The sequence below is a fragment of the Microcoleus sp. Pol12B5 genome, assembly GCF_036701335.1.
GTDB lineage: Bacteria > Cyanobacteriota > Cyanobacteriia > Cyanobacteriales > Microcoleaceae > Microcoleus.
On sequence record NZ_JAUBQQ010000015.1, the window covers coordinates 78,491 to 104,109 of the forward strand.

The following is a 25,619-nucleotide window of genomic DNA, read 5'->3' on the forward strand; positions in this document are numbered from 1 at the left end:
TTAAGTTCGATCGAGCATTTGAGCTATATCGGCAGGATTTGGCAGCCGAATTGTAGCATACTCTTGATGAATAATATCAAAAAAACTATTGACTTTTTTTTCAAAATGTGAAAGTCTAAAGTTCTGACTGCGTTGCTGTGCACGAGCTTGAAGTTCTGCTAGCAAATCAGGATTAACAATTAGTTGATGTGAATGCTGACAAAGTTCCTCAACGGTATTGAACACAAAGCCCGATCGCCCATGTTCCACAATTTCCGGTTGGCCGCCGCCGTTGAAAACAATCGGAGCACAACTGTTGTGCATTGCTTCCACAGTCGCCATCCCGAAATGCTCAAATCTTTGAGGATTGACTTCACCCAAACCGCAGCCGTGCCAAAATATACTTGCTCTAGCATAAAGCGATTTTACCTCATCGAAGTCAACATTGACTTTTAACTCGATCGCCCTTGAATCTTGCTTCAATAAATTCTGAACAGTCTTTAAATAAGGATTTTTCGGAATGCTGCTGCCAACTAAAATTAGTCGCCATCCTTGAAAATCTTCGGGATAATCCGCTAGCAAACTACGGAAAGCTTTAATTAGTTCAATTTGCTTTTTTGTTCCCCCAGCTTCAAACTGTCCCACCGCCAAAATTATGTTTTCTTTCGGCACTTTAACTGTTGCCATTTCCACAGGCGGATAAAGCAGAAAAGTTGGCTGTAGGTTCCAGCGTTTTTCCAACCACTTGACGGTAAATTGACTGTTGGCAATAATGAAAGTGTAATCATCGACAGCAAAGTGACGGTTGCGGAAGGTATTGGGGAAGTGACAGAAAAATACTGAGATTGGCGACAGTGGTTTAACTTTTTCCAGTTGGTTCGCGTTGATGAAAATATCGTAATTTTTGCTTTCTCTGGCAATTTCATCAAAGGGATTTTCCATATCTTCTACGATGATGCTGGAATCGATACACTGCATTCCGCGTTTCTCGTAAAACGCCAAGGGCATAATTTTAATTTTGCATCCTGAAAGGTTGAGTCCGTACCAGGATTCTAAGTCGGAAACAGCAACTGGTTTATTGGCGATAAAAGTAATGTCAAATTCATTTTGCAGCAGCGAGGCGAGGGTAGCGACGTATTTTTGACCGCCACCAATAAAATGCAGCCCATGATCGTAAATGGCGATCGACATTTTGCGATCGCCCCGAACCACCTGCAATCGAGACAAAATGCGATCGATCTTCAGGCGACTGTAAATCACCGCCAACTTTTCCGACAACTGCGGCAATACAGTTTCAATGATTTCTGGTTTCTGATAATCAAGCAGCTTTTTAATCGCTACAAATAAACTCTCGAACAGCAAATCGTACTGCTTGTTAGTGAAAAAATCTGAAGTATGAATTCCTTTGACTAATTGCAAAGGTTCATGTTTTGCCAAATACAAAAACCGATTGCGGTTGCAGAAATACTCGGTAAGTTTGCTGCCTTTACTCGAACCTCTATATTCGTGATGGGCGATAGCGGCGGGAGTATAAAGCATTTTCCAACCGCGTTTGTGGCAGCGTTGGGCAAACTCTACATCTTCAAAGTACATCACAAAATCTTCATCGATTGGCCCGACATCTTCGAGACATTCCCTGCGGAAAAGCACCGCCGCCCAACAAAGCCCTTCGACTTCCCCTTCTGTATCGTACTGTCCCGAATCTTTTTCGCCAAAACCGACATCTCGCCAATAAAAATTAGGTAATTGCTGAATACCAGCGCTGTTAATTCGCCCGTCTTTAAACAACAATTTGCCGCTAGCCGCACCTAATTCTTTATTAGTTTCTAGCCGTTTTACAAGAATCTCTAACCAGCGACTGTCAAGGGTAGCATCGTTATTTAGAAAGCCGATATATTGCCCTTTCGCTTGGCTGATGCCGAGGTTGAGGGCTTTAGCAAAGTTGTTGGCAGTATTGACAAAAATGCCAACTTTTGGAAAGAGTTCGCGCAGGGAATTAACGGAACCGTCTTTAGAGCAATTATCAATTACAATTAAATCTAGTTGCTGTTCGGGATACGCAAGTTTTTGTAGAGATTTTAAGCAATCTTTCGTGTGGCGCAGACCGTTATAGTTGACTATAATTAACGAGCATATGGGCGGTGTGGTCATCTTGGATGCTTTATTGTGGTCGATCAAGCAATTGAGCGGTAATCTTCTCTAAAATAGCAGTATGTTGCTGCTGCACTGCTTTAATTTGCTCTATTTCAGACTGAAAAGTTGCGATGGCTCTTTGTTGAGTCTCAAGCTGTGCTGTAACTTCGGGATATTCGCTGCTGAATTCCGATTCAATTTTTTCAAAGATAGTTTGTTGATTTTCTTGCAATTTTTGCAATTGTGTGCTTAACGTATGCACGACCCGCGTATTAGCAAAATTGTAAATTACTTGTCGTTCGAGTACCGGTCTGAGCAATTTTCGGACTATTTTCCTAACGACGATGACTGCGGAACCGAGTCGCCTTTGGTAAGAGGTAATGGGGATATTATAAATGTCGAAACCTGCCTTTAAAAGGGCGATATCTTCATCATCTTCATTTTGGGCGATCGTACTATTTTTTGTTCCCAACAGCGACAGCTCAGCAATACCAATTCGCGGCTCCAAAGTTTGCCGCAATTTATGTATTATCTGTTGAGTTGGTATTTCTTCGTACTCCAAACTTTCCTCTCCTTGAGATAACTTACTATGACTTAATTATGGAACAGGCATCTTCGCTGTTGCAATCATTGTAACTAATTGTGAACAAGCCGCTTTGCTGTGTGAATAATTGTAATTAATTGTGGAACAGGCATCTTACCTGTTCAAGGGCGGGCCGGATGCCCAACCCCTACTCCCACAATAAAATTTATCTCTTGCTAAATCAGGATTATTGCTTCCGATATTGGCAATATCTCAATTTAAGCTATAGCAATCCTAAATAATTTGTGGATTTCTTACTCCCTCCCCGAACCCGCGGGGAGGGGTGGGGTGGGGTAAAAAGTTTACGACTCCTGCAAGGATTGCTATAACTCAATTTGACTGTCATCACCAATCATAAACCGCAGAGCTTTTGGACGAGCAGGTGCATTGGTGAGTTGAGCTCGCTGCCCGATCACGCTGTCAACAATTCGCTGGTGAATGCCAACTATTTTCGCCCCTTGCAATATTACACTGTGTTCGATATCCGCATCAATCATCGTCACGCGATCGGCAATACTGCTGTAAGGCCCGATAAAGCAATTTTCAATGCGGCAATTTTCCCCAATTACCACTGGCCCGCGAACTGTAGAATTAATGATTTCCGTTCCTTCTCCTATTTGCACTCGCCCGATAATTTGACTTTTCGCATCTACTTTTAATTCAGTTGAAGCTACGATGCAGCTATCTAAAATGATTTGGTTTGCACTCAGCAAATCATCTTTTTTCCCCGTATCCAGCCACCAACCCTCTAAATTGCAGGCTTCTACGTGTTTTTCCTGATTGATGAGCTGTTGAATGGCATCGGTAATTTCGAGTTCGCCCCGGGGCGAAGGTTGAATTTGATCGATCGCCTCGTGGATAGTAGGAGCAAAAAAGTAAATTCCCACCAGTGCTAAATTTGACGGCGGAACTTTGGGTTTTTCTACTAACTGCAAAACTCTGCCTTTCTCATCAACTTTTGCCACACCGAAAGCAGAGGGATTGGAAACGGGACGCAGCATAATCAGAGCGTCTAGTTTCTGCTTGTTAAAAATCTCTAAAAACGGATCTAACTGATTCTGAATTAAGTTATCTCCCAAATACATAATAAACGGAGAATCGCCCAAAAATGGTCTGGCAACTTTTACCGCGTGAGCGAGTCCTGCCGGCTCTGCTTGCAAGATATAAGTAATTTTCGCCCCGAAGCGAGATCCATCTCCTGTTTTCGTCTTCACCTCTTCCCCGGTTTCGGGACTAATAATAATCCCAATATCAGTAATCCCAGCCGCCACAATTCCTTCAATTCCGTACCACAGTATCGGCTTATTTGCTACAGGAACCAACTGCTTAGCACCCGTATAGGTGAGGGGACGCAAGCGTGTTCCTTTACCGCCAGAGAGGATGAGTGCTTTCATTGGGTGAACTCTGAGTTATCCTTTAGGGTTTGCGGTGCTGGCAAATATTGCCTGCACTTGTTAGCTCTCGTTGATTTTAAACCACCGCTACCCCGCTGGCAATAGTTGCAGTGTATCCTGACACAAATGATTTATTTTGCTCATAGTTTTATAGTGCGGGAGGCACAGAGTGTCAGAAACCAGGTTTATTGCCACAGGAAGCAGTTAAAAGCTGAGGTTTTTGGTCAAAAAAACCCTTTCTTAAGGTCGCGGTTGCGCCCGTTCCGATTTAATTGTGTACCCTTTTAATAGCGGCCATATCGGGCAATCAATTGACTACCACTATTGTTTTGATTTGTCAACCAAGCCCACATCTGATCGCCCTGACAAAAATGCCACCATTCGTTAGGATGTTGCTGAAAACCCGCAGCTATCATCGCATTTTTTAATATTTGCCTGCGACGGTGATATTCCTGCTTTTGCGACTTCTTGCTATTACAAAAATAGTCGGGATAAGAACGTTCTGATATTTCATCAATCGGAGAGCCCATATCAATTTGCCGATTGTTTTCATCCACTAAAGTTATATCTAAAGCTGCACCTGTACTGTGAGGAGGAGGGGTTGCGCGATCGAGGCTGGGTACTGCCCAAAATTGATAGACGTGTTCTATAATCACTTGGCGTTTGTCTTCGGAAACCGGAAATTCGCAGCCTTGAGCTAGGGCAATTTGATTAAAAGTATAATCTACCATAAATTGCTGCACTTCCACCGGCCGATAAGCGTCAAATATCAGAATTTTCCAATTTTGATAATTTTGCTGTAGCTGGGTTTGAGCGGCGATTAAACTATCTACAACTCCTTGCCGCAAGTAGTAAGGGGAATCTGCTTTGCTGTTGTGATACGGTGCACCCAACTTTTGATAAGGGTGCGGCATTTCAAATGCAAAATGTTCTGCTGGAATAGGGACTAAAGGTTCGCCACATTCGTCTATCTCTATTTGCTGGTATGGTTTCATATCAAGGTTTTACCCTACTTTATGATTACTGATGAACTACAATACTCAGTATATGCTTTTCACTTGATTCCGTTGCGCTGCAAATAGCAAACCAGCTAGAATATCCTTATGTTCTAAATCCTCATAGTCATCTATAATTTATTTAGCATTCATACCCGAACTAAGTAATTCAATAATTAATTATACTGGATATCGGAGACCGCGCATACAGGGTTTTCCGTGACAGATATTTGGATCGAGTGTGATGCGCTGCAAAAGTTGGTTGTCCATATTTTAGGAACAAATATTAGATATATCCTAACCTAAAGAGCGTAGCTTTCGATCGTTTTGTAGTAAGGACTTTAGTGTTTTCAATCTCCACCTAAAGTCCTAAAGTCCTTACTGCCCCAAAATCCTAACTTTGGCGGTAAGCAACTACCGCATAAAACGGATCGCCGCTTGATATTCGCAGCATTTGCATAAAACTCGGCAAGTTAGGCTTGCGAACAATTACTTCCGGCTTGCTAAATCCAGGTATATTCGCTCCTTTGACAGAATCAAAGTAACCCTTAACTAATTCGACCCGATCGCCCTCGGAACCTTCCCGCCAAGCCGCGATCGCCTTTTGATAAAACATCCGGTTGGAAAAGCTGATAATTGCTATGCCACCAGGCTTCAAAATGCGGTGAATCTCGGCAAAAATCACATCTGGGTGTTGCAAATACTGTACGGAAACGCAGTTGACAACCGCGTCAAACTCTGCATCCGGCAGTGGCAATTTGGCATTAGCGTTCAAATTCTGCACGAAATAATGATTCAGTCTGCGGTTCTTTGCCAACTCTTCTTCATTCATGCCGTGCCCTTCCACATGGGCAAATTGCATCTCGTCGGGCAAGTGAGAAACCCAACTGCTCATCATATCAAAAATTCGAGTATTCGGTTTCAACCGTTCCCGATATAGATCGGTTAGTTGCTGAATGAATCCATCGTCTACGTGAGTCACAAACCGGGGAGCGGAATAGAACAAATTGTCGTCGGTGTCGTCTAACTTGGTGCGTTGGTCGGCTGGAAGCAACATAAATTCCGATCGCAAACTAGATTTACTCTTTCTAGTTTAAGAACAATTAAGAATTGTAAACACACTTCGCAGGGCGGACATCCGGCACTCGGCTGGTGCTAAGAGTGCGATCGATCGTGGCAGTAAGTCACTCGCAAAAGTAAAATGCTGACGCAGCGGGGGATCGGGAACTAAGCCCTCAAGAGCGGGAAAGACAACGCACAGAGCAAGAGCGACGGGCGAAGGAGCAAGAGCGACAGGCGAAGGAGCAAGCCCAGCAATGTGTAGAACGATTAGAGGAAATGCTGCGATCGCAAGGTATCGATCCCGATGGATTACTGTGAAAAGTCCAATTTGCCAGACATTGGGTCAGAAATCCGGTTTCCAGTCTGAAATTGGAGCAATAACTCATCTTTGGCGATCGCAATCTTGCGGTACTTCAGGGCGATACAATCGATTTCGCCGTGGGCTTCGGGAGGAACCGGACGTATTACCATGACACTACCGGACTCGCGCTGACGATCGCGCTGACTGCGCCTTAGCAGCGTGCCTCTGATTTTTTAGCGTTTGGTTAGGCCGGTCTCTCCACCGTCGGTTCTGAATTCCAGTAACCCCCAATAGCTTGGTCAAGTTCCAGACCCTCCAACTCGTACTCGTACTCATCGCGGAGATAAACTAGCACATCCTTGACACATCGCCGTTGAGGACTGTCGAGGATCGATAACCGCTCCTGGTTGTACTCGGATAAGTTCGTGAGCAGAAACATCAGACTCTCCAGCACATCGCCCGCATCCTCACGAAGGTCGAAGTCGGTCACGGCTAGGGACAGGTACGCCGGCAGATGGAAGCGGAGGCCAGTCGCATCGTAGAAGGACAGCGCCCAGCGAAGCTGGCTCAACGCAGGGTCGCCGACCAGCTTGCGCCAGCCATGCTTCTCGTCCAGTAATCTCGCCTCCTGTCGCGCTGAGGGACCTTCGTAGAGGTCGATGAGCGTTGTCTCGTGGAGGCTGACTCCGTCACCGAGTTCGACGCCACGGAACGCGCGAGCGATGTTGTCGAGCAATTGTTGTTGCCGTTCGGACATTCAGAATCTCCTTTTCTTAATCAAGTTCGGCCCACCAACGGAGGTCGGATTTTTTTTGTCTGTGATTAATTACGCTACTAACACTCCTACAGGTTTAACCCTTGCAACTTGATTCAGTGTATCCGATCGCACTAACAATATCGCTATCCAAGTAACTCAGCCAGTTTTCCTGTTGGGATTTAACATTTTGCACGAAGGATTTCAAGATCCAAGCGATCAACCTTACTGAGTCTTGATTTGAAAAATCGGCTTTGTTTTCCTCTGGCGGTGTTCCACTGTGTTGTTGAGAATTATTGATGCTGTAGTGGTTGAACCCAGTCAACTCAATGAAAGTTTTTGCAGGTGCTGGTATCCTTTGAAATGCCGAACGCGAAAGTTATTGAGGAACCACTGAATCCTTTGCCCAAGACAGCATCAGAATAGGAGGCAGCGGACTAATATAATTAGTGTGGGATGGAGCGTTTGACCCGTAGGTAACTATTGCCATTAGCTTACTCAATAGTTCCGGCGAATTAGCACTTCACGTGGTTGCGCTCTTCCCAATACTGCCGAGTTTCTTCGGCTGATTTCAAAATTTCTTGATCCTGGGCTTCTACATCTGTCTGGTGCGCTTCTATGTAGGAAATGGCAGCGCGGATCTGCTCATCTTTAAGGTTAAATACCTCACGAATGAATTTAGGGGGATACTGGGCTTTGAGATGATCTATTACATCATAAAGGGTGATGCGTGTCCCTGCGATCGTCAGCCCCCTTTCTGTGCGGACGATAGTCACTTTTCCATTAGGTTGTGAAGTCCTATCCCTAACCCTCCAAAAACTACATCCATATTACTTTGCTAAAAAACACTGTAACCGATCGCCCTTGCAATATCATCCGTGTATCCGTGCTATCCGTGTCGTGCTGTTGTTCTATTTTCTCTCTTTTGCACGAAGGGCGATCGAACTTTGTTCAGCAAAGGCACTTAGCTGTTTCCTTCACCTCAATTTCATGATTGTTTTTTAAACATCCAATTCTTTTGGCAATGCTTTCAATAGATGTTAGCTGTTCATAACCCCGCAGCACGTAAAAGAAGTCTGGGTTCTAGCCTTTACCAATCATTCAAGGCTGCGATCGCAACTTCACTCTTAGTCTCAATTCAAATCATAAAAACATTATTGCCAAGAAAACCACTCTATGGTACACTAGAAGATTGTGAATATTAATCAAAAGTAAAGTAACAAGCCGGGAGAAATCAAAATGACACAGCAAACCCTGCACGGAACCAGCCGCAAAAGAAAAAGAACATCCGGTTTTCGCGCCAGAATGCGTACCGCAACCGGTCGATTGGTAATCAAAGCTCGCCGCAGCAAAGGTCGCCACCGCCTCGCAGTCTAGCACTGCATCAAGGTTGAGAGGCCTCCACGATCGCCCTACGCCATGTTGCCCGAGACAAACCGACTTAAGCACCGAAAAGACTTCAGCGCCGTCTACCGCAAGGGAATGCGCCGCAACTCGGCCCATTTCAGTTTAAGAGCTCTGCGTAAACCAAAAAGCGCCGAATTTGCGAAACCGACAGACGAAAAATCCTTGCAGCCCACCCGCACAGGCATTTCCATCAGCCTGAAAGTCAGCAAACGCGCTGTAGTCCGCAACCGGATTAAGCGTCAGATTCGGGCAGCTTTGCGACAGCTATTGCCCCGATTAAAATTCGGGTGGGATTTAGTAATTGTCGTGCGTCCGATCGCACAAGAGTGCAATTATGCAGAAATTCTGCAAGAATTAGAGCAGTTGTTGGTAGAAGCCGAGGTACTAGATGGGAATTCGAGAGGAAGTATATTATGAAGGCGGCCCCGCGCCGGGAGACTTGATCCTGAATTTACTCCTGGGGCTGACTGTGGTGGGAATCCCCCTAGCAGTAGGAGCAATTGTCCGGGCTCTGTGGCTGCGCTATCGGATCACGAGCCGCCGAGTGTCGGTAACTAGCGGTTGGATGGGGGGCGAACAGACAGACGTTATCTACTCAGATATAGTCAAAATCGTCACTGTACCTCGCGGTTTCGGGACTTACGGAGACATGGTGCTCACCATGAAAAATGGCAGCCGCTTGGAACTCAGAGCTATGCCGAAATTTCGAGCAATGTATGACTACATTAACGAAAAACTGCCCATAGCCGCTCAAAAAGCAAACGCGGCCAAAGCTAAATAACCGAAACGCTTCGCCCTCAAATCAGGGTAAAGTGAGTGCGAGTATTGGCAAACTCTTTACAACAAACCCGCAGACTGGGCGGTCGATCGACGGGCCATGTCCTAAGATAGAGACAAAACCCTAAAAATTGAGGCGGCTCGCCTTCAGCGGGTAAAAATAGTTCTCAACAGCAAACATAGAGCACCTAAATTAACTCAAAGCGAATGGATTTCGGTATCTCGTTTCTCTCCAACAACCTCATGCTCCCGATCCTAGATTTTTTCTACGGGATCGTGCCAAGCTACGGTTTAGCGATCGTAGCTCTGACGCTTGTGATTCGCTTTGCTCTTTATCCTCTAAACGCAGGCTCTCTTCGCAATATGCGGCGCATGAAAGTAGCGCAGCCATTGATGAAAGAGCGAGTAGATCAAATTCAAAAACTCTATAAAGACAATCCTGCAAAACAGCAGGAGGAAATGAGCAAGGTATACAAAGAATTTGGTAATCCTCTAGCAGGATGCTTCCCGTTGGTGCTGCAAATGCCAGTGCTGTTTGCACTGTTTGCAACGCTCCGGGGTTCACCGTTTTCTGACATAAATTACAGCGTCAACGTTCAAGTTTTGCCGAAAGAACAAATCGAAACTGTTCAACCGCAAGCTTTTGCTACACCGCCACAAAATATTTACGTCACAGGTACTTTTCATGCTCCTGTTGTGGGCGTAATTCCAGGCGGCGACAAACTCGCAGTCGGCGACACAACCAAGATTAATTTTCAAACCCCAGACGGCAAACGTCTCAAAGCCCTAGCGACAGAAAATAACAGCGAAATCGACTTTGAACCACACTGGAAAGTCATCAAAGGCGAACAACTGGTCAAGGTAGATGAACAGGGCAACATCACGGCATTAGCGCCCGGTGAAGCCACAGTTCAAGGCACAATCCCCGGATTGGCTAGTAACAAAGGATTCCTGTTTATTGAAGCTCTAGGCCGCGTTGGCGCGATCGACTCAGACGGTACAATCCACTGGGATATTTTGGTGATGATCCTGGGCTTCGGCATCAGTTTGTATATCAACCAAACTCTTTCGGGACAAGCACAAGGACCAAACGACAACCCCCAACAGGCTACAGTCAACAAACTGACGCCAGTCATATTTTCGGGGATGTTTTTGTTCTTCCCACTGCCTGCTGGCGTGTTGATGTATATGCTGATTGCTAACATCTTCCAGACTGTTCAGGCGTTTATTTTGTCGCGAGAACCGCTGCCGGAAAACCTGCAAAAAATAGTGGACGAAGCAGAGGCGAAAACCAAAAAAGACCAGGGATTAGATGCCATTCCCTTTGAGCCCAAGCGTGCCAAGAAAAAGGCTTGATTTTAACAACAATGAAAGACTCTCAAATGCAGCGCGGACAGCAATGGTTAGAAGAATTGCTACAACTGTCCGCAATTCCTTCAAAAGTGGTATGCGAACAACAAGAACATTGCTATTGGATGACAATAGATGAAAGCAATCTGACGCGAGAACAAGTTGCAATCTTAGTCGGGCCAAACGGTAATGTAATAGATGCCATTCAGTACCTATGCAACACGGTTCAGAATATAGGTCAGGAAGTAGAGGAGTCCATTCCTTATACAGTTGAACTAAATGGGTATCGCATCCGCCGCCAAGAGGAATTGCGATCGATGGCAGAGTACGCAGCAGATCAAGCGCGATCGACGGGAGTTGAAGTTGAAATAAAATCGCTGTCTTCGGCAGAACGCCGTCAAGTCCACAGCTTTTTGAGCGAATGTGAGGATATAGAAACTTACAGTCAAGGACAAGAACCCGATCGACGTTTGGTAGTGCGGCTGCGCGGACGCTAAAGAAGGAAGAAGGAAGAAGGAAGAAGTTAAAAATTAACTATTCCTTTTGACCTTTGAATTCAAGAAGTAGGAAGGCAAAAGATTATGGAGACAATTTATATCCCTCATCTCCTCACAAAAAGTGAGCGGAAAGAGGTCATTGATTTTGAAGAATTTATCCCCGATTTAGAAACTCTTACTCCGGTGCGAGGACGACTGCAAGTAACTCACCAAGGTAATTATCTTGAGGTGAAGGCGAAAGCAGAAACAATTGTTACTCTCACCTGCCACAGATGCTTGAAACAATACAATCACCGTTTGACACTCAACTCATCTGAACTAATCTGGCTCGAAGAAACAGCAAATCAAACAGATTCAAGTTCAGCAGAAATAGAAGTGGCTTTAGAAGATTTGGTGGAAAATTTGTCCCCAGGTGGCTATTTCTCTCCGGGCGATTGGGTGTACGAGCAAATGTGTTTGGAACTGCCGCACAAACAGATATGCGATACTGAATGTCCGGGAATTTCTTTAACTGATGATGCAAATACAGAAAGCTCAGAAACAGTCTCAGACAGTCGCTGGGCGTCTCTGGAAGCACTTAAACGGCAATTGCCTTAGTCAGTTGACTAATAACTAATGACTATTTTTAGCGACGAGTTTGAACTACTGCTGCGATCGCGCTACCCCCTAATTTACATTCCCACACGGGAGGAAGAGCGCGTAGAAGCGGCGATCGCCCAAAGTGCCAAAAAACAAGGTTCTCGCGCCGTCTACATCTGGGATTTTGTTGATGGCTACCAAGGCAATCCCAACGATGTCGGTTTTGGCAAGCGCAACCCGCTGCAAGCTTTGGAATTTCTAGAAAAATTGCCCGCCACCGCGCCGGCAATTTTTATTCTGCGCGACTTTCAGCGGTTTTTGGAAGATGTCTCTATTTCCCGCAAGCTGCGGAATTTGGCGAGACTACTCAAATCAGTGCCCAAAAATATTGTCATCGTATCTCCTCTAATTTCGATCCCGGAAGACCTCAGCGAAGTGATGACTGTTTTGGAGTTTCCCCTGCCTGCGGCGGGGGAAATCAAAATTGAGGTAGAAAGGCTATTAGGGGCTACCGGACAAGCCATTGAAGGGCGTTTGCTGGACGAAACAGTGCGCTCATGTCAAGGGCTGTCGCTCGAACGAATCCGCCGAGTTTTGGCCAAGGCGATCGCCACCAGAGGCGAACTCCATCCCGACGACGCGGAACTGATTTTAGAAGAAAAGCGCCAAACAATTCGCCAAACTCAAATTCTGGATTTTTACCCAGCCCGCGAAAATATATCCGATATCGGTGGTTTGGACAATCTCAAAGAATGGCTGCTGCGGCGCGGCGGTGCTTTTACCGAACGAGCCCGCCAATACGGTTTGCCGCATCCCAGAGGTTTGTTGTTAGTCGGGATTCAAGGAACCGGAAAATCCTTAACAGCAAAGGCGATCGCCCACCACTGGCATTTGCCTTTACTACGCTTGGATGTCGGGCGTTTGTTTGCCGGATTAGTAGGAGAATCGGAATCCCGCACCAGGCAAATGATTCAGCTAGCCGAAGCTTTGGCCCCCTGCGTGCTGTGGATTGACGAGATTGACAAAGCTTTTGCGGGATTAGACGGTAAAGGGGATTCCGGCACAACTAGCCGGGTGTTCGGGACATTTATTACTTGGTTAGCAGAAAAAACTTCGCCGGTGTTTGTGGTAGCAACAGCCAATAACATCCAGTCTTTGCCACCAGAAATGCTGAGAAAAGGCAGGTTTGACGAAATATTTTTTGTGGGTTTGCCCAGCCAGGAGGAACGGCGGGCGATTTTTGAGGTACATTTGTTGCGGTTGCGATCGCACAGCATCAAAAATTACGATTTAGAACGCTTGGCTTACGAAACTCCCGATTTTTCAGGGGCCGAAATCGAGCAAACTTTGATTGAAGCAATGCACATTGGGTTTAGCCAAAATCGAGACTTTACGACAGATGATATTTTAGAATCAGCTAGTCAGATGGTGCCCTTAGCCAGAACGGCTCAAGAACAAATCCAGTTTCTCCAAGATTGGGCCGCTGCTGGAAAAGCTCGCCTTGCTTCTCGATACGGCAGTCTGAGCCGCCGGATTCAAGGTTAAGCTTTTGAAGTCAACCGTCAACCTTCTATCCGTTACATCCGTTGCACAATCCGTTGCCGAACTTCCTTCATTTGCGGTTTTATGAACAGTGTATATAGCGTTTTCAAATTTTTAGTAGGTTTTCTGCTAGCGATCGTCCTGATGGCAGGTGCTAGCGTGGCTGCTGCACTTTACTTTGCCGCTAAGCTAACTACTTTGCCCGAAAAACCAGTTTTTTCCAACGACAAAACACCAGCTCAGGTTGCGGGCGCTGCGCCGAAGTCAACAGCCCAGGCTAGCCCTGTTTCTACATCTAGCGATGCCCCGTCTCCCAAACCGCTGGAACCGGGAGCTTACCGCGCGATGGTGACTCAGCCGATCGGCTTAATTCTCCGCGATACTGGTAGCCGAGACTCGAACCGTATTGGCGGTGTTGGTTACAAGGAAAGAGTCGTAGTTTTGGAAGAGTCGCCCGACAAAGAGTGGCAGCGAATTCGGATTGAGGATGACAATCGCGAAGGTTGGGTCAAAGGTGGCAATACTGAAAAAGTTGAGGACGAATAAAAATTAGACAAAAAATATACTCTTGTGATTGTGAGGGCAGCGAAGCAATCGCAGTGTGTGGATTCTTCACCAAGGTCGGGTTTTTTTCTGTCTTTTGCTTCAAATGGCAAGGTACATATTTTTTACAAAAAGTCAAGTTAAATTTATTTACGATATAGGGGATTGCTGTTTAAGGCGCACAGATTGTGGGTGCGATCGCCACTGCAAAATCCTGAATTTGACATAAAAGCCCATCAGACAAAAGGTTTCCAAAGCTAAAACTCAACAGAAAAACTCGAAAATACATAATCCCAACTTATGTTTTCAGGAGAGTATGTTAAGAAAATTAGCAAAATTTTAAGGTTAGTTGCAAAACCCAGGCGGTTGTAACCGCCACAGGGGCAAGAGTGGTAGCTTGGATTACAAGATGTAAGTTTTCAGCTTAACAGCTACCAACAATAAAAAATATGTACGACAAACGTCCCGATCGAGATTTGGCGACTGCTGCTGTTACTGCGGCTTTGGGAGCTGGGGTCGTTACCTCTTTTGCGGTGAGCAGAGGCCAAAACCCGCTAGTAGCCATCGCAATTACTATTTTTGCAGCGGGAGTAGCTGTAATTTGCGATCGGTTCGGTTTAATTTAAGCGATCGTCGATTTTTTAAAAGAAAGTCAACTTATCAGAAAATCCCCGCCCTATTTGCAATTAGCAAAAGTGGGGATTTTTAGTGGCTAGTTTTTTGGTTAATCAGCGGTACTTTCCCAGATGCACTCGCCACATGAAAAAGCCGCGTTTCTTAACAAAAAACCTGCGATTTCAGGCTCTTTACCCGACAACAAATTAAGGTGATGACAACCTGCGCCCAAGTCTTGTGGTAATTTCTGCTGCAGCCAGATAAAATATTAGCCAGCACTACCCCAGAACTTATTCTTTTTTGGCCTTAAAGGCTAAGACTATGCCTGCAAACTTTTTTGCTGAGTCTCGCGCCTCTAGAAGCAGCGATGCTATCTTAGTTGTTACCTGTAATTATTTTTGACGGTAAATTTTTTAGAAAAACGGGTGCTTCGCGCTTTCCAGGTAGAACTTAGCGTTGATAGAATCCAAGCCAAGCGTGCCAAAAATCATTTTTGGCAGTTTGCTCACACAACCCACCCACAATTTCACACTAAAAAATTATGGAATCTCTTGCTTACCTTGAACTTGCTCTTGTTTGCGAAGCACCCACAGAGTCGAAAATTTTTGATCAGCCCAAGTGGCAAAACCTATCGAGTCAGACTTACGTCCGTTTGTTGTCTCTGGCTTTGATGCTCTCGGTTTTGAGTGCAGCCGGTGCGGCTTTTGCTCAAATAGATCCGGGATATCCCAATGTGCGAGCGATTCAAGACAGGTTGCGGGAACTCGGTTATTTTCCCAGATCATCGACAGGTCAACTCGGCCCGGTAACAAAACAAGCGCTGACTAACTTTCAGCGAGACTATCAACTGTCGCTGACCGGTAGGCCCGATCGAGCTACTGTGATAGCACTCAACAGTTTTGCCGGGGATGACGATCGGCCTTTTAATACTATTTATACAAATTATCGGGAGCTGCGTTTTGGAGACGCGGGTGCAGGTGTTTCTGCTCTCCAACGCAGGTTGAAGCAGCTAGGCTACTTCAACGCGCATCCCACAGGGAGTTTTCGGGAAGTGACTCTTCATGCGGTGAGATACTTCCAGCGAATTAATAGACTGCGGGTGACTGGAGTTGCTGACAGGCAAACTTTAGCTTTGCTGTTTGGTTCCACCAGACCGATTCCCCCCGTTACGCTTCCAGAGAATATTTCGGGAAATGGCGGTTGCAAGGGGCTGCGGTTCGGAGACAGAGGAGCGACGGTAGACTTGATCCAGCGACAATTAAAAGCTTTGGGCTATTTTGAAGGTGGCGTTGACGGTAAGTTTCGGGAACGCACTCTCTACGCTGTGACTCGTTTTCAGCAAGATTACAATCTGGTTTCTGACGGCTGCGCTGACACTGCTACTTTGACTGCTATCGATTCCCAGATGAGGCAAGCTGAAATTACCTCATGGACTGAGGAAGATGACCAACAGAGTAATGCCGGAGATTTTCTGGAGTTGGGCGACAGAGGCCGAGAAGTAGAATTTGTGCAGCGGCGGCTGCAAGAATTGGGTTATTACAGGAGCCAGATTCACGGTTGGTTTGATCGACCAACTCAAGCAGCTTTGATCCGCTTTCAGAGAGATAGCGGGATGTTCGGGACTGGAAGAGTCGATCGCAGCACTCGATCGGCTTTGCGGCAAGGCAACAGGCAGGCCGCAGCGCCTGTGCCGCAAATTGCCGCTGGTTTGCGACGGGGCGATACTGGGCCTGCTGTCCGACAACTTCAGTCTTCCCTCAGAAGTCTGGGCAAAAACCCCGGCCCGGTGAACGGAGTATTTGGAGGCGAAACCGAGTTTGCGGTGCTGTCGTTTCAGCAGGAACGCAATTTGTCACCGGCGACGGGTATTGCCACTCCGGCGACTTTGGCTGCGCTCCAAAACGGATTAGCTGGCCGGGTAGCTGTTCGTGCTGTTCCAATTAGCAGCAGTTTCAACTCTCGATCAAGCATTCAGCAATTACAAAGGCGGCTGCAAGACCTCGGCTTTTACACAGGCTCGATCAGCGGAGTTTTTGATACCCCGACGAGAGACGCCCTCGATCGAGCTCAGCGCAGTTACGGGGTCAGCAGCGACGATTTGTTGAGCCAAACTTTTTAGCCCCAAGCTTGTGGACGCTACATCAAAGAAATCGGGTTTCTGCTTTCCGACTCATTCCTGAAATGATGTATTTTTCTTAAGAAACCCGGTTTCCGCGTAACAGTGATCGCACTTGGGCTACCGATTATTGTTAAAACTTGTAACAAGTCGTACTTGAAATGCGAAAATAGTGTAATGTCACTCGATTGAATCCGGGGCGCTGTTGCCGTTCTGGGCGATCGACCTCGGACAAGACCAATTGCTGGAAACCAAAGACGGCCATCCCATCCGCAAAGCTTCGTGGCAAACCGTATGAATGGTTAGCTGGCAGTCTAGCAGGTGCAACCCAGACTTTTCAGCTTGCTTCATACCAATTTTCAGAATCGAGTCGTTGTTAAATTCGATCGTTCTGTTGCACTGAACGCAGACTAGGTGGTGGTGGTGATGCGGGTAAGGCTGGTTTATTTCATAGTGTTTGTGACCTTCTGCTAGTTCGAGTTCGCGGAGGAGGCTCATCCTTGCCATTAACTTTAAAGTTCGGTAAATGGTGGACAAGCTAATGTTTTCTCCGCGATTTTTTAACAAAGTGTACAAATCCTCCGCACTCAGGTGATTGCCTTTGGGGAGGTTCTGAAACACGTGCAAGATGGTTTCCCGTTGGGGAGTCATCCGCCAGCCTTTGTCATTGAGTTCGGATTTGAATGAGGACGCGGTATAAAGTGCCATAGTGACCCTCTCAAGAAAGTCTGCCTATTGACAATAATACACAACGATCGAGATATTTTGCAAATATCGCAGCTTATTGAAAAAAGATTGAGGAAAAAATTTGGTTTTTGATATTTTTTGACTTTTAACAAACTTTATGACTGAAAGCATCCAGGATACAAGCCCCCGGATTCATCCGTCCATAAATAAAAAACCTGTATCGGATGAAACTTCCCCCCCGAATTTATGGGTGGGGTCAAGGCTTCAATTCTAAAATCTAAAATCTAAAATCTAAAATCTAAAATCGATTGACTTGCTGCAGAGGACAGAGAAGTTGTTTAGAAGTAAATATCGTTACTTCTGCCGAATGCCTCATGCCTTCTGCACAAGTGCCCAATGCCTTGCTCCCTGATTAATCGCGCTGACTGACCGGCCAAATTTAAGTCAGAGACTCCAGATAGTCGCGGACGCGGTTGCGACGCTTAGGTTGGCGGAGTTTTTGCAAAGCTTTGGCTTCAATTTGACGGACGCGCTCGCGGGACAAGTCGAGGGCGCGACCGATTTCTGCCAGCGAATAGGGGTGTCCGTCACCCAAACCAAAGCGCATCAGAATTACATCTCGCTCGCGGCTGGTCAAATCTGCCAGCAGTTGCTGCAAGTCGCGGTGCAAAGCTTCTCGCATCAGCATTTCTTCTGGGGAGATGCTGTCGGTTTCGAGCAAGTCGCCCAACTCTGTATCTTTTTCGTTGCCCACTTTGGTTTCCAAAGAAACAGAACGGGGGACTCGCAGCAAAACTTCTCGGACTTGGGGCGCTGTCATGTCCAACTCGACCGCGATGTCTTCTATCGTAGCTGTCCGACCTTTTTCTTGAGAAATTTTGCGCTGGGCTTTTTTGATTTTGTTAAGTTTTTCGGTGATGTGGACGGGGAGGCGAATGGTGCGGCTTTGAGTGGCGATAGCCCGCGTAATTCCCTGCCGAATCCACCAGTAGGCATAGGTGCTAAACCGATACCCCCGCGTCGGGTCAAACTTTTCTACAGCTCGCTCCAGTCCGAGAGTACCTTCTTGTATTAAGTCGAGCAATTCTAAACCGCGATTTTGATATTTTTTCGCCACCGAAACCACCAGGCGCAGGTTCGCCTTAATCATGTGGTCTTTCGCTTCGATGCCTTCAGCTTGAATTCTTTCGATCGTCTCGACCGTCATCTCGGCTAACTCGGCCCACTGGCGCTTGCCTTCAGACATAATTCGCTTGAGTTCTGGCACGTCACTGACACCGGCGGTTAATGCCCAGCGTTCCAGGGAAGGTTTATGTCCCAACTGTGCTGCTAACCGATCGCGCACCTCAATTAAATGCACGAAGCGCCCAATTAGCCCTTCTTCCTGGGAGGCGACGGTGTTGCGTAATTCCAGCAATTTGATATAGCGCTGAACTTTTTGAGCTTCCGAGACTTCTTCGTCTCTACCCAAGAGACGAACCCGACCTATTTCTTGGAGGTACAGGCGCACTAAATCTGTAGTGCGACGGCTGGCATTTTTTTGCAATTTGGCTGCTGGGTCTGCATCTTCGGTCTCTGCTGGGTCTTGGTCGAGCAGTTCGTCTCCAGCTTCTTCAGCATCTTCATCCAACACATCACCTTGCAAGGGATTGACTCGCAGTTGTTCGTCGAATTCAGCTTCAGCGTAAAAAGAGGTGGCTGGCATAGTGATTTTCTCAGTGGCTCCGGGTGAAAAGATGCTACGCTTAGCGGTTATTTATAATTAAGATGCCCATTTGGTTAAGACGAAGCATCACCGCTTTGTGTTTCTTTAGTAACTTTTCTGACTTTTCTGCTGTTGTTCGATCGAACTTTTGCTGCCCCACTTGTTTTACCAAGATTCTGGAAAACGCTAAGAACTTTCTGATGTAACAGGTTGAAGGCCCGAAAAGTGTGTTGTACTTCTTTGTTTATGTAGCTAGTATAGATAGTGACTGGCTAGAAACAAGTGACGTTAGTCAGAAGTTAAGTTAATCTTCATCACCGATAACCTGGTTCCCGATCACTTCGGAAAATTAGCCATTTTTTTAATAAAACTTTATATAACTCGGCGCTGTTGATTAAATTCGCGACAGTGAGCGCAGAAGTTTAATCCATTATAGAATATGGGTTTCAGAGTTGCTAGAGGCTGCTGTACTGAGTTATTGGCTGACGCAAAAACCGGGTTTCTTCCTCAAATTTCTTGATTAAAACCTAGAAGTTTGATGGAGAAACCCGGTTTCTGGATCTCTTTTGCGTAAGTCGCGACTTGGAGACGACGATCAACCGATAATTGTTTTGGTGTTGGCTGCTGCTTCCCGCTTAACATCACGCCCACAACACCAGCATCTAAAACCGGGTTTTTTGCTGTAGGCCTACATATCAAGCGCAAGTTTTTCCTGGCTGTTACCCGGTTGATCTGGTTTTAGTGAGAATGGTGCGATCGGGCGCGAGTCAACTCCAATTAAAATTGCTAGCGTGGGTAAAGTTTCATCAGTTCCCTCACCTGTTCGGCGTGATAGGAACTGCGAGTTAAGGGAGAAGCGACAACTTGCAAGAATCCCAAAGATTCGCCGAACTTTCTCCAAGCATCAAACTGTTCTGGAGGCACAAAGTTTTCGACGTTCAAGTGCTTTTGAGTCGGTTGCAGGTACTGTCCAACTGTTAAAATATCGCAGCCGACAGCCCGTAAGTCCTGCATCGCCTCCCGAATTTCGGCGTCTGTTTCTCCGAGTCCCACCATGATGCCGGATTTGGTGTAAACTCCAGGTGCGAGTTCGCGGCTTCGCTGCAATAGTTCCAAGGTGCGATCGTATTTTCCTTGCGGTCGCACCTTCCGGTAAAGTCGCTTTACGGTTTCGGTATTGTGGTTGAGTACCTCTGGCCGGGCTGTGAGAATGATTGCTAAAGCCTGCCAGTTGCCGCACAAGTCGGGAATCAAAACTTCTATAGTTGTATCGGGCATCTCCGATCGCACTGCTTGAATACACTCGACAAATTGAGACGCCCCCCCATCCGGCAAATCGTCCCGGTTGACAGAGGTAATCACGACGTGGTTGAGTTTGAGCCGCTGCACCGCTTGCGCCAATCTTTGGGGTTCTGTGGGATCTAAAGGTTGGGGCTTTTTCTCAAAATCGATGTCGCAGTAAGGACAGGCGCGGGTACAAGCCGGGCCCATAATCAAAAATGTCGCAGTACCTGCGTTGAAGCATTCGCCGATGTTCGGACACGACGCCTCCTCGCAAACCGTATTCAGGGATAAATCCCGCAAAATTTCTTTGACGTTGCCGACGCGCTCCCACTGAGGGGCTTTAACTCGCAACCACTGGGGCTTAACTGTCACGTCTGTCTCCGCCTGAGTAGTGTTTTACAAATAATTATATACGAGGTTGCTAAATTTTTACTTGAATGTGATAAGCTTAAAACCTAGTGACTAATTTCGGGATGTAGCGCAGCTTGGTAGCGCACCTCGTTCGGGACGAGGGGGTCGCAGGTTCAAATCCTGTCATCCCGATTATAAAATTAAAGTGGATATGCCCCAGCAAGTGAGTTTGTTTTGGGCGATCGTCCGGGTGTGTAGATTTCTGGTACGCATAAATTAGTCGATCGGGCGATTCTCTACGGGATAGCTGCGCTTCACGGGCGTTTGAATTCCCCTTTGCTAAACAATTAGCTGTAGCGACTGTTTTGGCACAGCGAACTATAGAATAAAACGTAAACAATCAGATCGGCAGTAGAGAGTAGAGAACAAGTCTTCGCCTTCTCAGTCTGTGATGATTGGGGACTGTGTTTAATCACACCTACTTGCTCGATGCTGAGAACTTTGACCAAGGTTTGAAACCGGAGACAAGTATAAATACTGCAATAATTCTTAAATACAAGTTCATTAAGATTTACATCTTGAGATAGATGAATTAATAGCTGAATGAGCTTATAATATAACAGAGTAGTTAGCCTGTCTAAAATTAACCTAAAAACCGGAGGATATTCCAATGCAAATAAGTGGCAAAGCCTTCGGCTCCTGCTCTAGCTGCGAAACAATACCCGCAAAAATAGAGGGCAGTGGAGGTCTATACCTGTGGTTTCCAGTATCGCACACGCTCAAAAAGGTTATTTCTGCATTAACCAAGGCTGAACTTGAATTCCGGCTGTTAGAAGAAAGCAAGTGTTTGTACGTTATGCTTGAGGGAATTGCCAAAGAAAAGTTTAGCGCCCTCGCATCATCTGTGCTGACAACTCAAGAGTTGAAAGAAACAAAAGTTTTGTGGATGCGCGAAGTTCAAAAGCCACAACTTAGCGATTTTTATCGCAGCACTTCCTTATGCTCTTTTATTAACTTCAGCCAGTCGGACTGGCTGTTAGATTTGTTGTGGGAAGAACGCATTACTACACATTTTCAGCCCATTGTTTATACCTCAGATACTTCTAAAATTTTTGCCCATGAAGCCCTACTCCGAGGAATTGACGAGCAAGGAAACTTAATTTATCCGGGTCGGATTTTTGCCCAAGCAGAATCAGCAGGTCTGATTTTTCAACTAGATGTTTTAGCTCGGACTCGCGCTATCCGCGAAGCCCATGTTTACGATATCAAAGAACTACTTTTTATTAATTTTTCTCCGACTTCAGTTTACGATCCCGCTACGTGCCTGCGAAGAACTGTACAGGCTATTGATGAAGCGGGAATTCCTCACAGCAATATTGTTTTTGAAGTAGCGGAATCTCAGCACCCTCCTGATATCGATCACTTGATTAATATTCTGAGGTTTTACCGAGAGGCAGGATTTTTAATTGCCCTGGACGATTTTGGCAGCGGTTCTTCTAATTTAAATTTGATGCACCAACTGCGTCCAGATTTTATTAAGTTGGATATGCAATTGATTCGCAACGTCCATCAGGATTATTATAAGGCACTCATTACCGAAAAGATGTTAGAAATTGCCGCTCAATTAGAAATTAAAACTGTTGCTGAAGGTGTGGAAACTTTGGAGGAGTTTGAGTGGGTGCGAGAACGGGGAGCAACTTTGGTTCAAGGTTATTTGATTGCTAAGCCGACTTCTCCCCCGATCGCAGTTACGAGCTATATTGGTGCTGAACCAGTACCTATTTCTGCTTAAATGGTTTCCAGTTGAGATTGGGCGCTACATTTTGCTCGTAGCCCGGCAGAGCCTGGGGACAGATATCGGGAGGCTTTGCCTCCATTAAAATGAGACAAGAGTTTAGAGGCAGAGCCTCCGGGTTTTCATTACCAGGCAAAGCCTGCCAACGAAAATAACTAGCATTTTAAACGCTCAAATTGCGTCGCAGAAAGTTTTCTAAGGATTCCATTCTGATGCCGTAGATTGATTCCAAGTTTTGCACTTCTTCGGGAGTGCAAAAATACTCGTTACCCAGCAATACCCGCAAAGTTCCTAAGTCTTTTTGAGCTTGAGGATTCAATAAACCCAAGGCATTTCTCAAACCGTCAAATACAACCAGCGGCGGGTTGATCACCATAGGTTCGCGCTTGAATAAGCGGCCAAAAATGCGGGGAATGTCGTCTCTTGTCAGCACATCCGGGCCACCGACTCGCAGAATTTGGTTGCGGGCGCCTTCGACTGTTGGCGAGTCTGCGGCCATCTTTGCTAAGTCGTCGGTACTGACAACAGATGTGCGGTTTTTGCCGTCGCCAATTAGCAGGTAAAGTCCGGTTTCTCGAAATCTTTCTGCTAGGGATAACAAGCTGGAAGCAAAACCGGCAGGCCGCAAGATTGTATAATTCAAGCCGCTGTTTTGCAGGTATTTTTCAACTTCTCGCTTGGCTTTGAATACTGCGGAATCTTCGTATCCTCGATCGACTCCCAGTACCGAAATAAAGACAAAGTGCTGCACTCCGGCTTCCTTGGCGCAGTCGATTAATTCTATGTTAGCGCGGTAGTGTACTGCTTGAACGTCCCCGCCGGTGCCGTGACTGCTGATGATGTACTGCACGCCTTGGCAGGCTTTTTTAATATCTTTGTCTTGTTTCAAGTCGCCGATAAAAATCTCGGCGCCTCGGTTTTCTAGTTCAGAGTAGCGAGATGCGAGGCGAACGAATGCGCGGACAGGCTTTTCTTGCTGTCTGATTTCTCGTACAATTCGGCGGCCTAGTGCGCCTGTTGCTCCGGTTACTAAGAACATGATTTTTAGTTGTTGATTGTTACTTACATATTGTACTTTTCTCAATAGTGGGCAAGATGCCTGTTCCACAAAGATTGAATTTTCTTGTGGGGTGGGCATCCTGCCCGCCCATCCAAGGCTTATTGAGAATGGTGCAATATCTCAGTTTCTCTTAACCTTATAACTTATAAATCAAATTTCGACAATTACGGGGGCGTGGTCGCTGGGTTTGATTAATTTTCTAGGAGCAATATCTATTATACAGTTTTTTGCTTGTTCGTAGAGGGGAGGGCTGAGATAATGGTGGTCGATTCTCCAGCCGTTGTTGCGTGGAAATGCGGCGGCGCGGTAGTCCCACCAACTATAATGACCGCCTTCTGTGGTGAATTTCCGAAAGGGGTCGTTTAATCCTAATTCTATGATTTCTGTTAGCGCGAGGCGCTCGGCGACAGACAAGCCGACGGAGTTAGCATTGGCTTTGGGATTGTGGATATCTCGATCGTCCGGGACGATGTTAAAGTCGCCACAAATGCACAAGTTGGGGGATGTATCTAGTGCTATTTTGAGGTATTCTTGCAGCAGTTTGAGCCACTTTAGCTTGTAGTCATATTTCTCGCTACCAACTTCGGAACCGTTGGGAACGTATACGCAAATAATGCCAATATCGTCTATAACCCCGGCTATTAGGCGTTTTTGTTCGTCAAAAATACCTGTGGTTTCGTCGCCGAGAAGGGGGGCAAATCCGCTGCTGATTTGCGTTAGGGGCGATAGGCTAAAAATGGCGACACCGTTGTAGGATTTTTGACCGGAAATGTAGCAGTTGTAGCCGAGGTTGGTGAAGGGTTCTAGGGGGAAGTCTTTGTCTGTAACTTTGGTTTCTTGGAGGCAGAGAACGTCTGGGGAGTTTGTGTGCAACCAGCTAGTAACGTGTTCTAGGCGGGTGCGGATTGAGTTGACGTTCCAGGTGGCGATTTTCATTAATACAGTAATCCTAACGGTGATGTGGGGGAACCCAAATTCGGATGACTCGGCGGTTGAAAGAGACTGTTGGCGAATCTCTGAGGGGTTTCACCCCTCAGAGATTCGCCATCCTGAATAAGCAGAATGATGGTGTAATCACGCAGCATATTAAATAATTTATTATGACTCTTCACCCCCGCCACTGCTCGTCAATTCCAGAGATGACAGCAACTGTTGCACGAACATCCTTTCCTAAGGGAAATCCATATATAGCAATTCTAAGTAATTTTCTAGATCCGTAAAGTCTGAAAGTCTTGCTATACAACAAGTATAGGAAGACTATAGGGCATTGTGTTGTGAGACTCAGATCGGATTGCTATATCCCTCTTTTATCACTTTCGGAAAAAAATAATCAGGAACACTTAGAGCATAAGACTTTTACCAAAAATCCTGATTTCAGCTATTCTGTTAGAAAATAAACGCTCAAATGCTCGCTATAAGCTGTCGAGGATTTAAATTACATATTGTCTGTTCCCTGTTTCCCGTTTCCTGTTCCCTTTCACCAAATCCTCACACCCTATTTAAATGCACAACAGCTTATCTACAGTTAAAAATTTGGCTCTTATTTTTATTCTCCCAGGGTGACAAAAGAGGGTTATATCTCGCTTGAGTAGCAATTAGGACACTTCATCGGGATTAACCTCCGTCCACTCTACTTATTCCTCTTTTACCATGATAACCATTAGTTTTTCAGCAACGCCGGAGTATCCGGTCAATACCGCTTCTTTTGAACCCATTTGAGATATTTATGACGCTCGACAGACAACGGGTTCTCGACTCGCAGCCTCAAAGATGTCAAATGGGTTCTCTAGTCCCAGTAAGCGCCATCATCATAAAAGCCGTATTTTAACCCAAAAAAAGACCCCATAGTTAAAAGAGGAGTCAGCCAGGGATACCGGAGTAGGCCGTAAATGCCGAAACCTTTACTGTGTATAGGTTCAAAAAAACCTCAAAAATATTTTCACAAAACGCTTGACAACACCTTGCGGAATAAGTATATTAATAAAGCGCCAGAAGGGAAGCGGTTCACTGAACCACGAACTAAAGGCAAGAAACTGAACCTAGAAAAAAGAATAGTTTGAAAGCTTAAAGCACTATTAACCTCGTCAAAAAAATCAAGATAGAGAGTAAA

At 46.0% G+C, this 25,619-nt stretch carries 24 protein-coding genes, 1 tRNA gene and 1 pseudogene; 12 read left to right on the forward strand and 14 right to left on the reverse strand.

Annotation, left to right across the window (positions count from 1 at the left end; genetic code table 11):
* The 9 genes from QUA24_RS10420 to QUA24_RS10455 all read right to left on the reverse strand — a co-directional run bounded on the left by QUA24_RS10420 (window position 1) and on the right by QUA24_RS10455 (window position 7,977).
* Window positions 1-2,130, reverse strand: a complete 2,130-nt coding sequence (locus QUA24_RS10420) for a glycosyltransferase (protein WP_333229388.1) — start codon at window positions 2,128-2,130, stop codon at window positions 1-3.
* Window positions 2,131-2,140: 10 nt separating this feature from the next.
* On the reverse strand, window positions 2,141-2,674 hold the full coding sequence (locus QUA24_RS10425) for a hypothetical protein (protein WP_333229390.1): 534 nt from the start codon (window positions 2,672-2,674) through the stop codon (window positions 2,141-2,143).
* A gap of 344 nt (window positions 2,675-3,018) precedes the next feature.
* Entirely contained in the window at window positions 3,019-4,089 is a 1,071-nt protein-coding gene (locus tag QUA24_RS10430) for a glucose-1-phosphate thymidylyltransferase (RefSeq protein ID WP_333083001.1), read from the reverse strand.
* 284 nt (window positions 4,090-4,373) lie between these two features.
* Window positions 4,374-5,084: a M15 family metallopeptidase gene (locus tag QUA24_RS10435; protein WP_333229392.1), complete on the reverse strand. Its 711-nt coding sequence runs from the start codon at window positions 5,082-5,084 to the stop codon at window positions 4,374-4,376.
* 180 nt (window positions 5,085-5,264) lie between these two features.
* Window positions 5,265-5,354, reverse strand: a complete 90-nt coding sequence (locus tag QUA24_RS27295; RefSeq protein WP_445242598.1) for a DUF433 domain-containing protein — start codon at window positions 5,352-5,354, stop codon at window positions 5,265-5,267.
* A gap of 124 nt (window positions 5,355-5,478) precedes the next feature.
* Window positions 5,479-6,141, reverse strand: coding sequence for a class I SAM-dependent methyltransferase (locus QUA24_RS10440; protein WP_333229394.1), 663 nt, complete (start codon window positions 6,139-6,141; stop codon window positions 5,479-5,481).
* A 314-nt stretch (window positions 6,142-6,455) separates the two neighbouring features.
* Complete coding sequence (locus tag QUA24_RS10445; protein ID WP_333229396.1) at window positions 6,456-6,617, reverse strand: hypothetical protein; 162 nt, start codon at window positions 6,615-6,617, stop codon at window positions 6,456-6,458.
* A gap of 74 nt (window positions 6,618-6,691) precedes the next feature.
* Complete coding sequence (locus QUA24_RS10450) at window positions 6,692-7,204, reverse strand: DUF6714 family protein (protein ID WP_333229399.1); 513 nt, start codon at window positions 7,202-7,204, stop codon at window positions 6,692-6,694.
* A gap of 512 nt (window positions 7,205-7,716) precedes the next feature.
* Window positions 7,717-7,977, reverse strand: a complete 261-nt coding sequence (locus QUA24_RS10455) for a DUF433 domain-containing protein (RefSeq protein WP_333229401.1) — start codon at window positions 7,975-7,977, stop codon at window positions 7,717-7,719.
* Window positions 7,978-8,440: 463 nt separating this feature from the next.
* On the opposite strand from QUA24_RS10455, the gene rpmH reads away from it, so the two are divergent.
* From rpmH to QUA24_RS10505, 10 genes are all read left to right on the forward strand, one after another.
* Complete coding sequence (gene rpmH / locus QUA24_RS10460; protein ID WP_006632320.1) at window positions 8,441-8,578, forward strand: 50S ribosomal protein L34; 138 nt, start codon at window positions 8,441-8,443, stop codon at window positions 8,576-8,578.
* Between the two features lie 42 nt (window positions 8,579-8,620).
* Window positions 8,621-9,025: a ribonuclease P protein component gene (rnpA, locus tag QUA24_RS10465; RefSeq protein ID WP_333083007.1), complete on the forward strand. Its 405-nt coding sequence runs from the start codon at window positions 8,621-8,623 to the stop codon at window positions 9,023-9,025.
* Entirely contained in the window at window positions 8,997-9,389 is a 393-nt protein-coding gene (locus QUA24_RS10470) for a PH domain-containing protein (protein ID WP_333161710.1), read from the forward strand. The genes rnpA and QUA24_RS10470 overlap by 29 nt, the downstream gene beginning before the upstream one ends.
* A 203-nt stretch (window positions 9,390-9,592) precedes the next feature.
* Window positions 9,593-10,741 (forward strand): membrane protein insertase YidC, encoded by a 1,149-nt coding sequence (yidC, locus tag QUA24_RS10475; RefSeq protein ID WP_333229403.1) that lies wholly within the window; start codon window positions 9,593-9,595, stop codon window positions 10,739-10,741.
* 11 nt (window positions 10,742-10,752) lie between these two features.
* The gene (locus tag QUA24_RS10480; RefSeq protein WP_333229405.1) at window positions 10,753-11,232 is read left to right on the forward strand and encodes a R3H domain-containing nucleic acid-binding protein; all 480 of its coding nucleotides are present in this window, start codon (window positions 10,753-10,755) and stop codon (window positions 11,230-11,232) included.
* Between the two features lie 84 nt (window positions 11,233-11,316).
* Complete coding sequence (locus QUA24_RS10485) at window positions 11,317-11,829, forward strand: YceD family protein (protein ID WP_333229407.1); 513 nt, start codon at window positions 11,317-11,319, stop codon at window positions 11,827-11,829.
* An 18-nt stretch (window positions 11,830-11,847) separates the two neighbouring features.
* Window positions 11,848-13,356 (forward strand): AAA family ATPase, encoded by a 1,509-nt coding sequence (locus tag QUA24_RS10490; protein ID WP_333229409.1) that lies wholly within the window; start codon window positions 11,848-11,850, stop codon window positions 13,354-13,356.
* A gap of 81 nt (window positions 13,357-13,437) precedes the next feature.
* Window positions 13,438-13,899, forward strand: coding sequence for an SH3 domain-containing protein (locus QUA24_RS10495; RefSeq protein WP_333229411.1), 462 nt, complete (start codon window positions 13,438-13,440; stop codon window positions 13,897-13,899).
* Between the two features lie 446 nt (window positions 13,900-14,345).
* Window positions 14,346-14,522, forward strand: coding sequence for a hypothetical protein (locus QUA24_RS10500; protein ID WP_242724391.1), 177 nt, complete (start codon window positions 14,346-14,348; stop codon window positions 14,520-14,522).
* 530 nt (window positions 14,523-15,052) lie between these two features.
* Window positions 15,053-16,630, forward strand: a complete 1,578-nt coding sequence (locus QUA24_RS10505; RefSeq protein ID WP_333229414.1) for a peptidoglycan-binding protein — start codon at window positions 15,053-15,055, stop codon at window positions 16,628-16,630.
* Between the two features lie 177 nt (window positions 16,631-16,807).
* Here the strand turns inward: QUA24_RS10505 and QUA24_RS10510 are convergent, their stop codons facing one another.
* From QUA24_RS10510 to lipA, 3 genes and pseudogenes are all read right to left on the reverse strand, one after another.
* The gene (locus tag QUA24_RS10510; protein WP_333229416.1) at window positions 16,808-17,335 is read right to left on the reverse strand and encodes a transcriptional repressor; all 528 of its coding nucleotides are present in this window, start codon (window positions 17,333-17,335) and stop codon (window positions 16,808-16,810) included.
* A 418-nt stretch (window positions 17,336-17,753) separates the two neighbouring features.
* Complete coding sequence (gene sigC / locus QUA24_RS10515) at window positions 17,754-19,019, reverse strand: RNA polymerase sigma factor SigC (RefSeq protein WP_333161725.1); 1,266 nt, start codon at window positions 19,017-19,019, stop codon at window positions 17,754-17,756.
* A gap of 786 nt (window positions 19,020-19,805) precedes the next feature.
* Window positions 19,806-20,681, reverse strand: a pseudogene (lipA, locus tag QUA24_RS10520) (lipoyl synthase); the annotation flags it as partial.
* A gap of 91 nt (window positions 20,682-20,772) precedes the next feature.
* Here lipA and QUA24_RS10525 point away from each other — a divergent pair.
* A tRNA-Pro gene (locus QUA24_RS10525) sits at window positions 20,773-20,846 on the forward strand.
* A 478-nt stretch (window positions 20,847-21,324) separates the two neighbouring features.
* Complete coding sequence (locus tag QUA24_RS10530; RefSeq protein ID WP_333229418.1) at window positions 21,325-22,446, forward strand: EAL domain-containing protein; 1,122 nt, start codon at window positions 21,325-21,327, stop codon at window positions 22,444-22,446.
* Window positions 22,447-22,612: 166 nt separating this feature from the next.
* Here QUA24_RS10530 and QUA24_RS10535 read toward each other — a convergent pair whose 3' ends face one another.
* Window positions 22,613-23,488, reverse strand: coding sequence for an SDR family oxidoreductase (locus QUA24_RS10535; protein WP_333229421.1), 876 nt, complete (start codon window positions 23,486-23,488; stop codon window positions 22,613-22,615).
* 171 nt (window positions 23,489-23,659) lie between these two features.
* Window positions 23,660-24,445: an exodeoxyribonuclease III gene (gene xth, locus QUA24_RS10540; protein ID WP_333229423.1), complete on the reverse strand. Its 786-nt coding sequence runs from the start codon at window positions 24,443-24,445 to the stop codon at window positions 23,660-23,662.
* Window positions 24,446-25,619 lie beyond the last annotated feature (1,174 nt).

What these genes read in the sequence shown, in the direction of transcription:
- QUA24_RS10505 (WP_333229414.1), top strand. Translation starts at nt 15,053, where the DNA reads ATGGAATCTCTTGCTTACCTTGAACTTGCTCTTGTTTGCGAAGCACCC.
- QUA24_RS10485 (WP_333229407.1), top strand. Translation starts at nt 11,317, where the DNA reads ATGGAGACAATTTATATCCCTCATCTCCTCACAAAAAGTGAGCGGAAA.
- QUA24_RS10450 (WP_333229399.1), bottom strand. Translation starts at nt 7,204, where the DNA reads ATGTCCGAACGGCAACAACAATTGCTCGACAACATCGCTCGCGCGTTC.
- QUA24_RS10440 (WP_333229394.1), bottom strand. Translation starts at nt 6,141, where the DNA reads ATGTTGCTTCCAGCCGACCAACGCACCAAGTTAGACGACACCGACGAC.
- QUA24_RS10535 (WP_333229421.1), bottom strand. Translation starts at nt 23,488, where the DNA reads ATGTTCTTAGTAACCGGAGCAACAGGCGCACTAGGCCGCCGAATTGTA.
- QUA24_RS10430 (WP_333083001.1), bottom strand. Translation starts at nt 4,089, where the DNA reads ATGAAAGCACTCATCCTCTCTGGCGGTAAAGGAACACGCTTGCGTCCC.
- QUA24_RS10530 (WP_333229418.1), top strand. Translation starts at nt 21,325, where the DNA reads ATGCAAATAAGTGGCAAAGCCTTCGGCTCCTGCTCTAGCTGCGAAACA.
- QUA24_RS10480 (WP_333229405.1), top strand. Translation starts at nt 10,753, where the DNA reads ATGAAAGACTCTCAAATGCAGCGCGGACAGCAATGGTTAGAAGAATTG.
- QUA24_RS10495 (WP_333229411.1), top strand. Translation starts at nt 13,438, where the DNA reads ATGAACAGTGTATATAGCGTTTTCAAATTTTTAGTAGGTTTTCTGCTA.
- rnpA (WP_333083007.1), top strand. Translation starts at nt 8,621, where the DNA reads ATGTTGCCCGAGACAAACCGACTTAAGCACCGAAAAGACTTCAGCGCC.
- QUA24_RS10445 (WP_333229396.1), bottom strand. Translation starts at nt 6,617, where the DNA reads ATGGTAATACGTCCGGTTCCTCCCGAAGCCCACGGCGAAATCGATTGT.
- sigC (WP_333161725.1), bottom strand. Translation starts at nt 19,019, where the DNA reads ATGCCAGCCACCTCTTTTTACGCTGAAGCTGAATTCGACGAACAACTG.
- QUA24_RS27295 (WP_445242598.1), bottom strand. Translation starts at nt 5,354, where the DNA reads ATGGACAACCAACTTTTGCAGCGCATCACACTCGATCCAAATATCTGT.
- QUA24_RS10420 (WP_333229388.1), bottom strand. Translation starts at nt 2,130, where the DNA reads ATGACCACACCGCCCATATGCTCGTTAATTATAGTCAACTATAACGGT.
- QUA24_RS10500 (WP_242724391.1), top strand. Translation starts at nt 14,346, where the DNA reads ATGTACGACAAACGTCCCGATCGAGATTTGGCGACTGCTGCTGTTACT.
- QUA24_RS10510 (WP_333229416.1), bottom strand. Translation starts at nt 17,335, where the DNA reads ATGGCACTTTATACCGCGTCCTCATTCAAATCCGAACTCAATGACAAA.
- xth (WP_333229423.1), bottom strand. Translation starts at nt 24,445, where the DNA reads ATGAAAATCGCCACCTGGAACGTCAACTCAATCCGCACCCGCCTAGAA.
- QUA24_RS10470 (WP_333161710.1), top strand. Translation starts at nt 8,997, where the DNA reads ATGGGAATTCGAGAGGAAGTATATTATGAAGGCGGCCCCGCGCCGGGA.
- QUA24_RS10490 (WP_333229409.1), top strand. Translation starts at nt 11,848, where the DNA reads ATGACTATTTTTAGCGACGAGTTTGAACTACTGCTGCGATCGCGCTAC.
- rpmH (WP_006632320.1), top strand. Translation starts at nt 8,441, where the DNA reads ATGACACAGCAAACCCTGCACGGAACCAGCCGCAAAAGAAAAAGAACA.
- QUA24_RS10435 (WP_333229392.1), bottom strand. Translation starts at nt 5,084, where the DNA reads ATGAAACCATACCAGCAAATAGAGATAGACGAATGTGGCGAACCTTTA.
- yidC (WP_333229403.1), top strand. Translation starts at nt 9,593, where the DNA reads ATGGATTTCGGTATCTCGTTTCTCTCCAACAACCTCATGCTCCCGATC.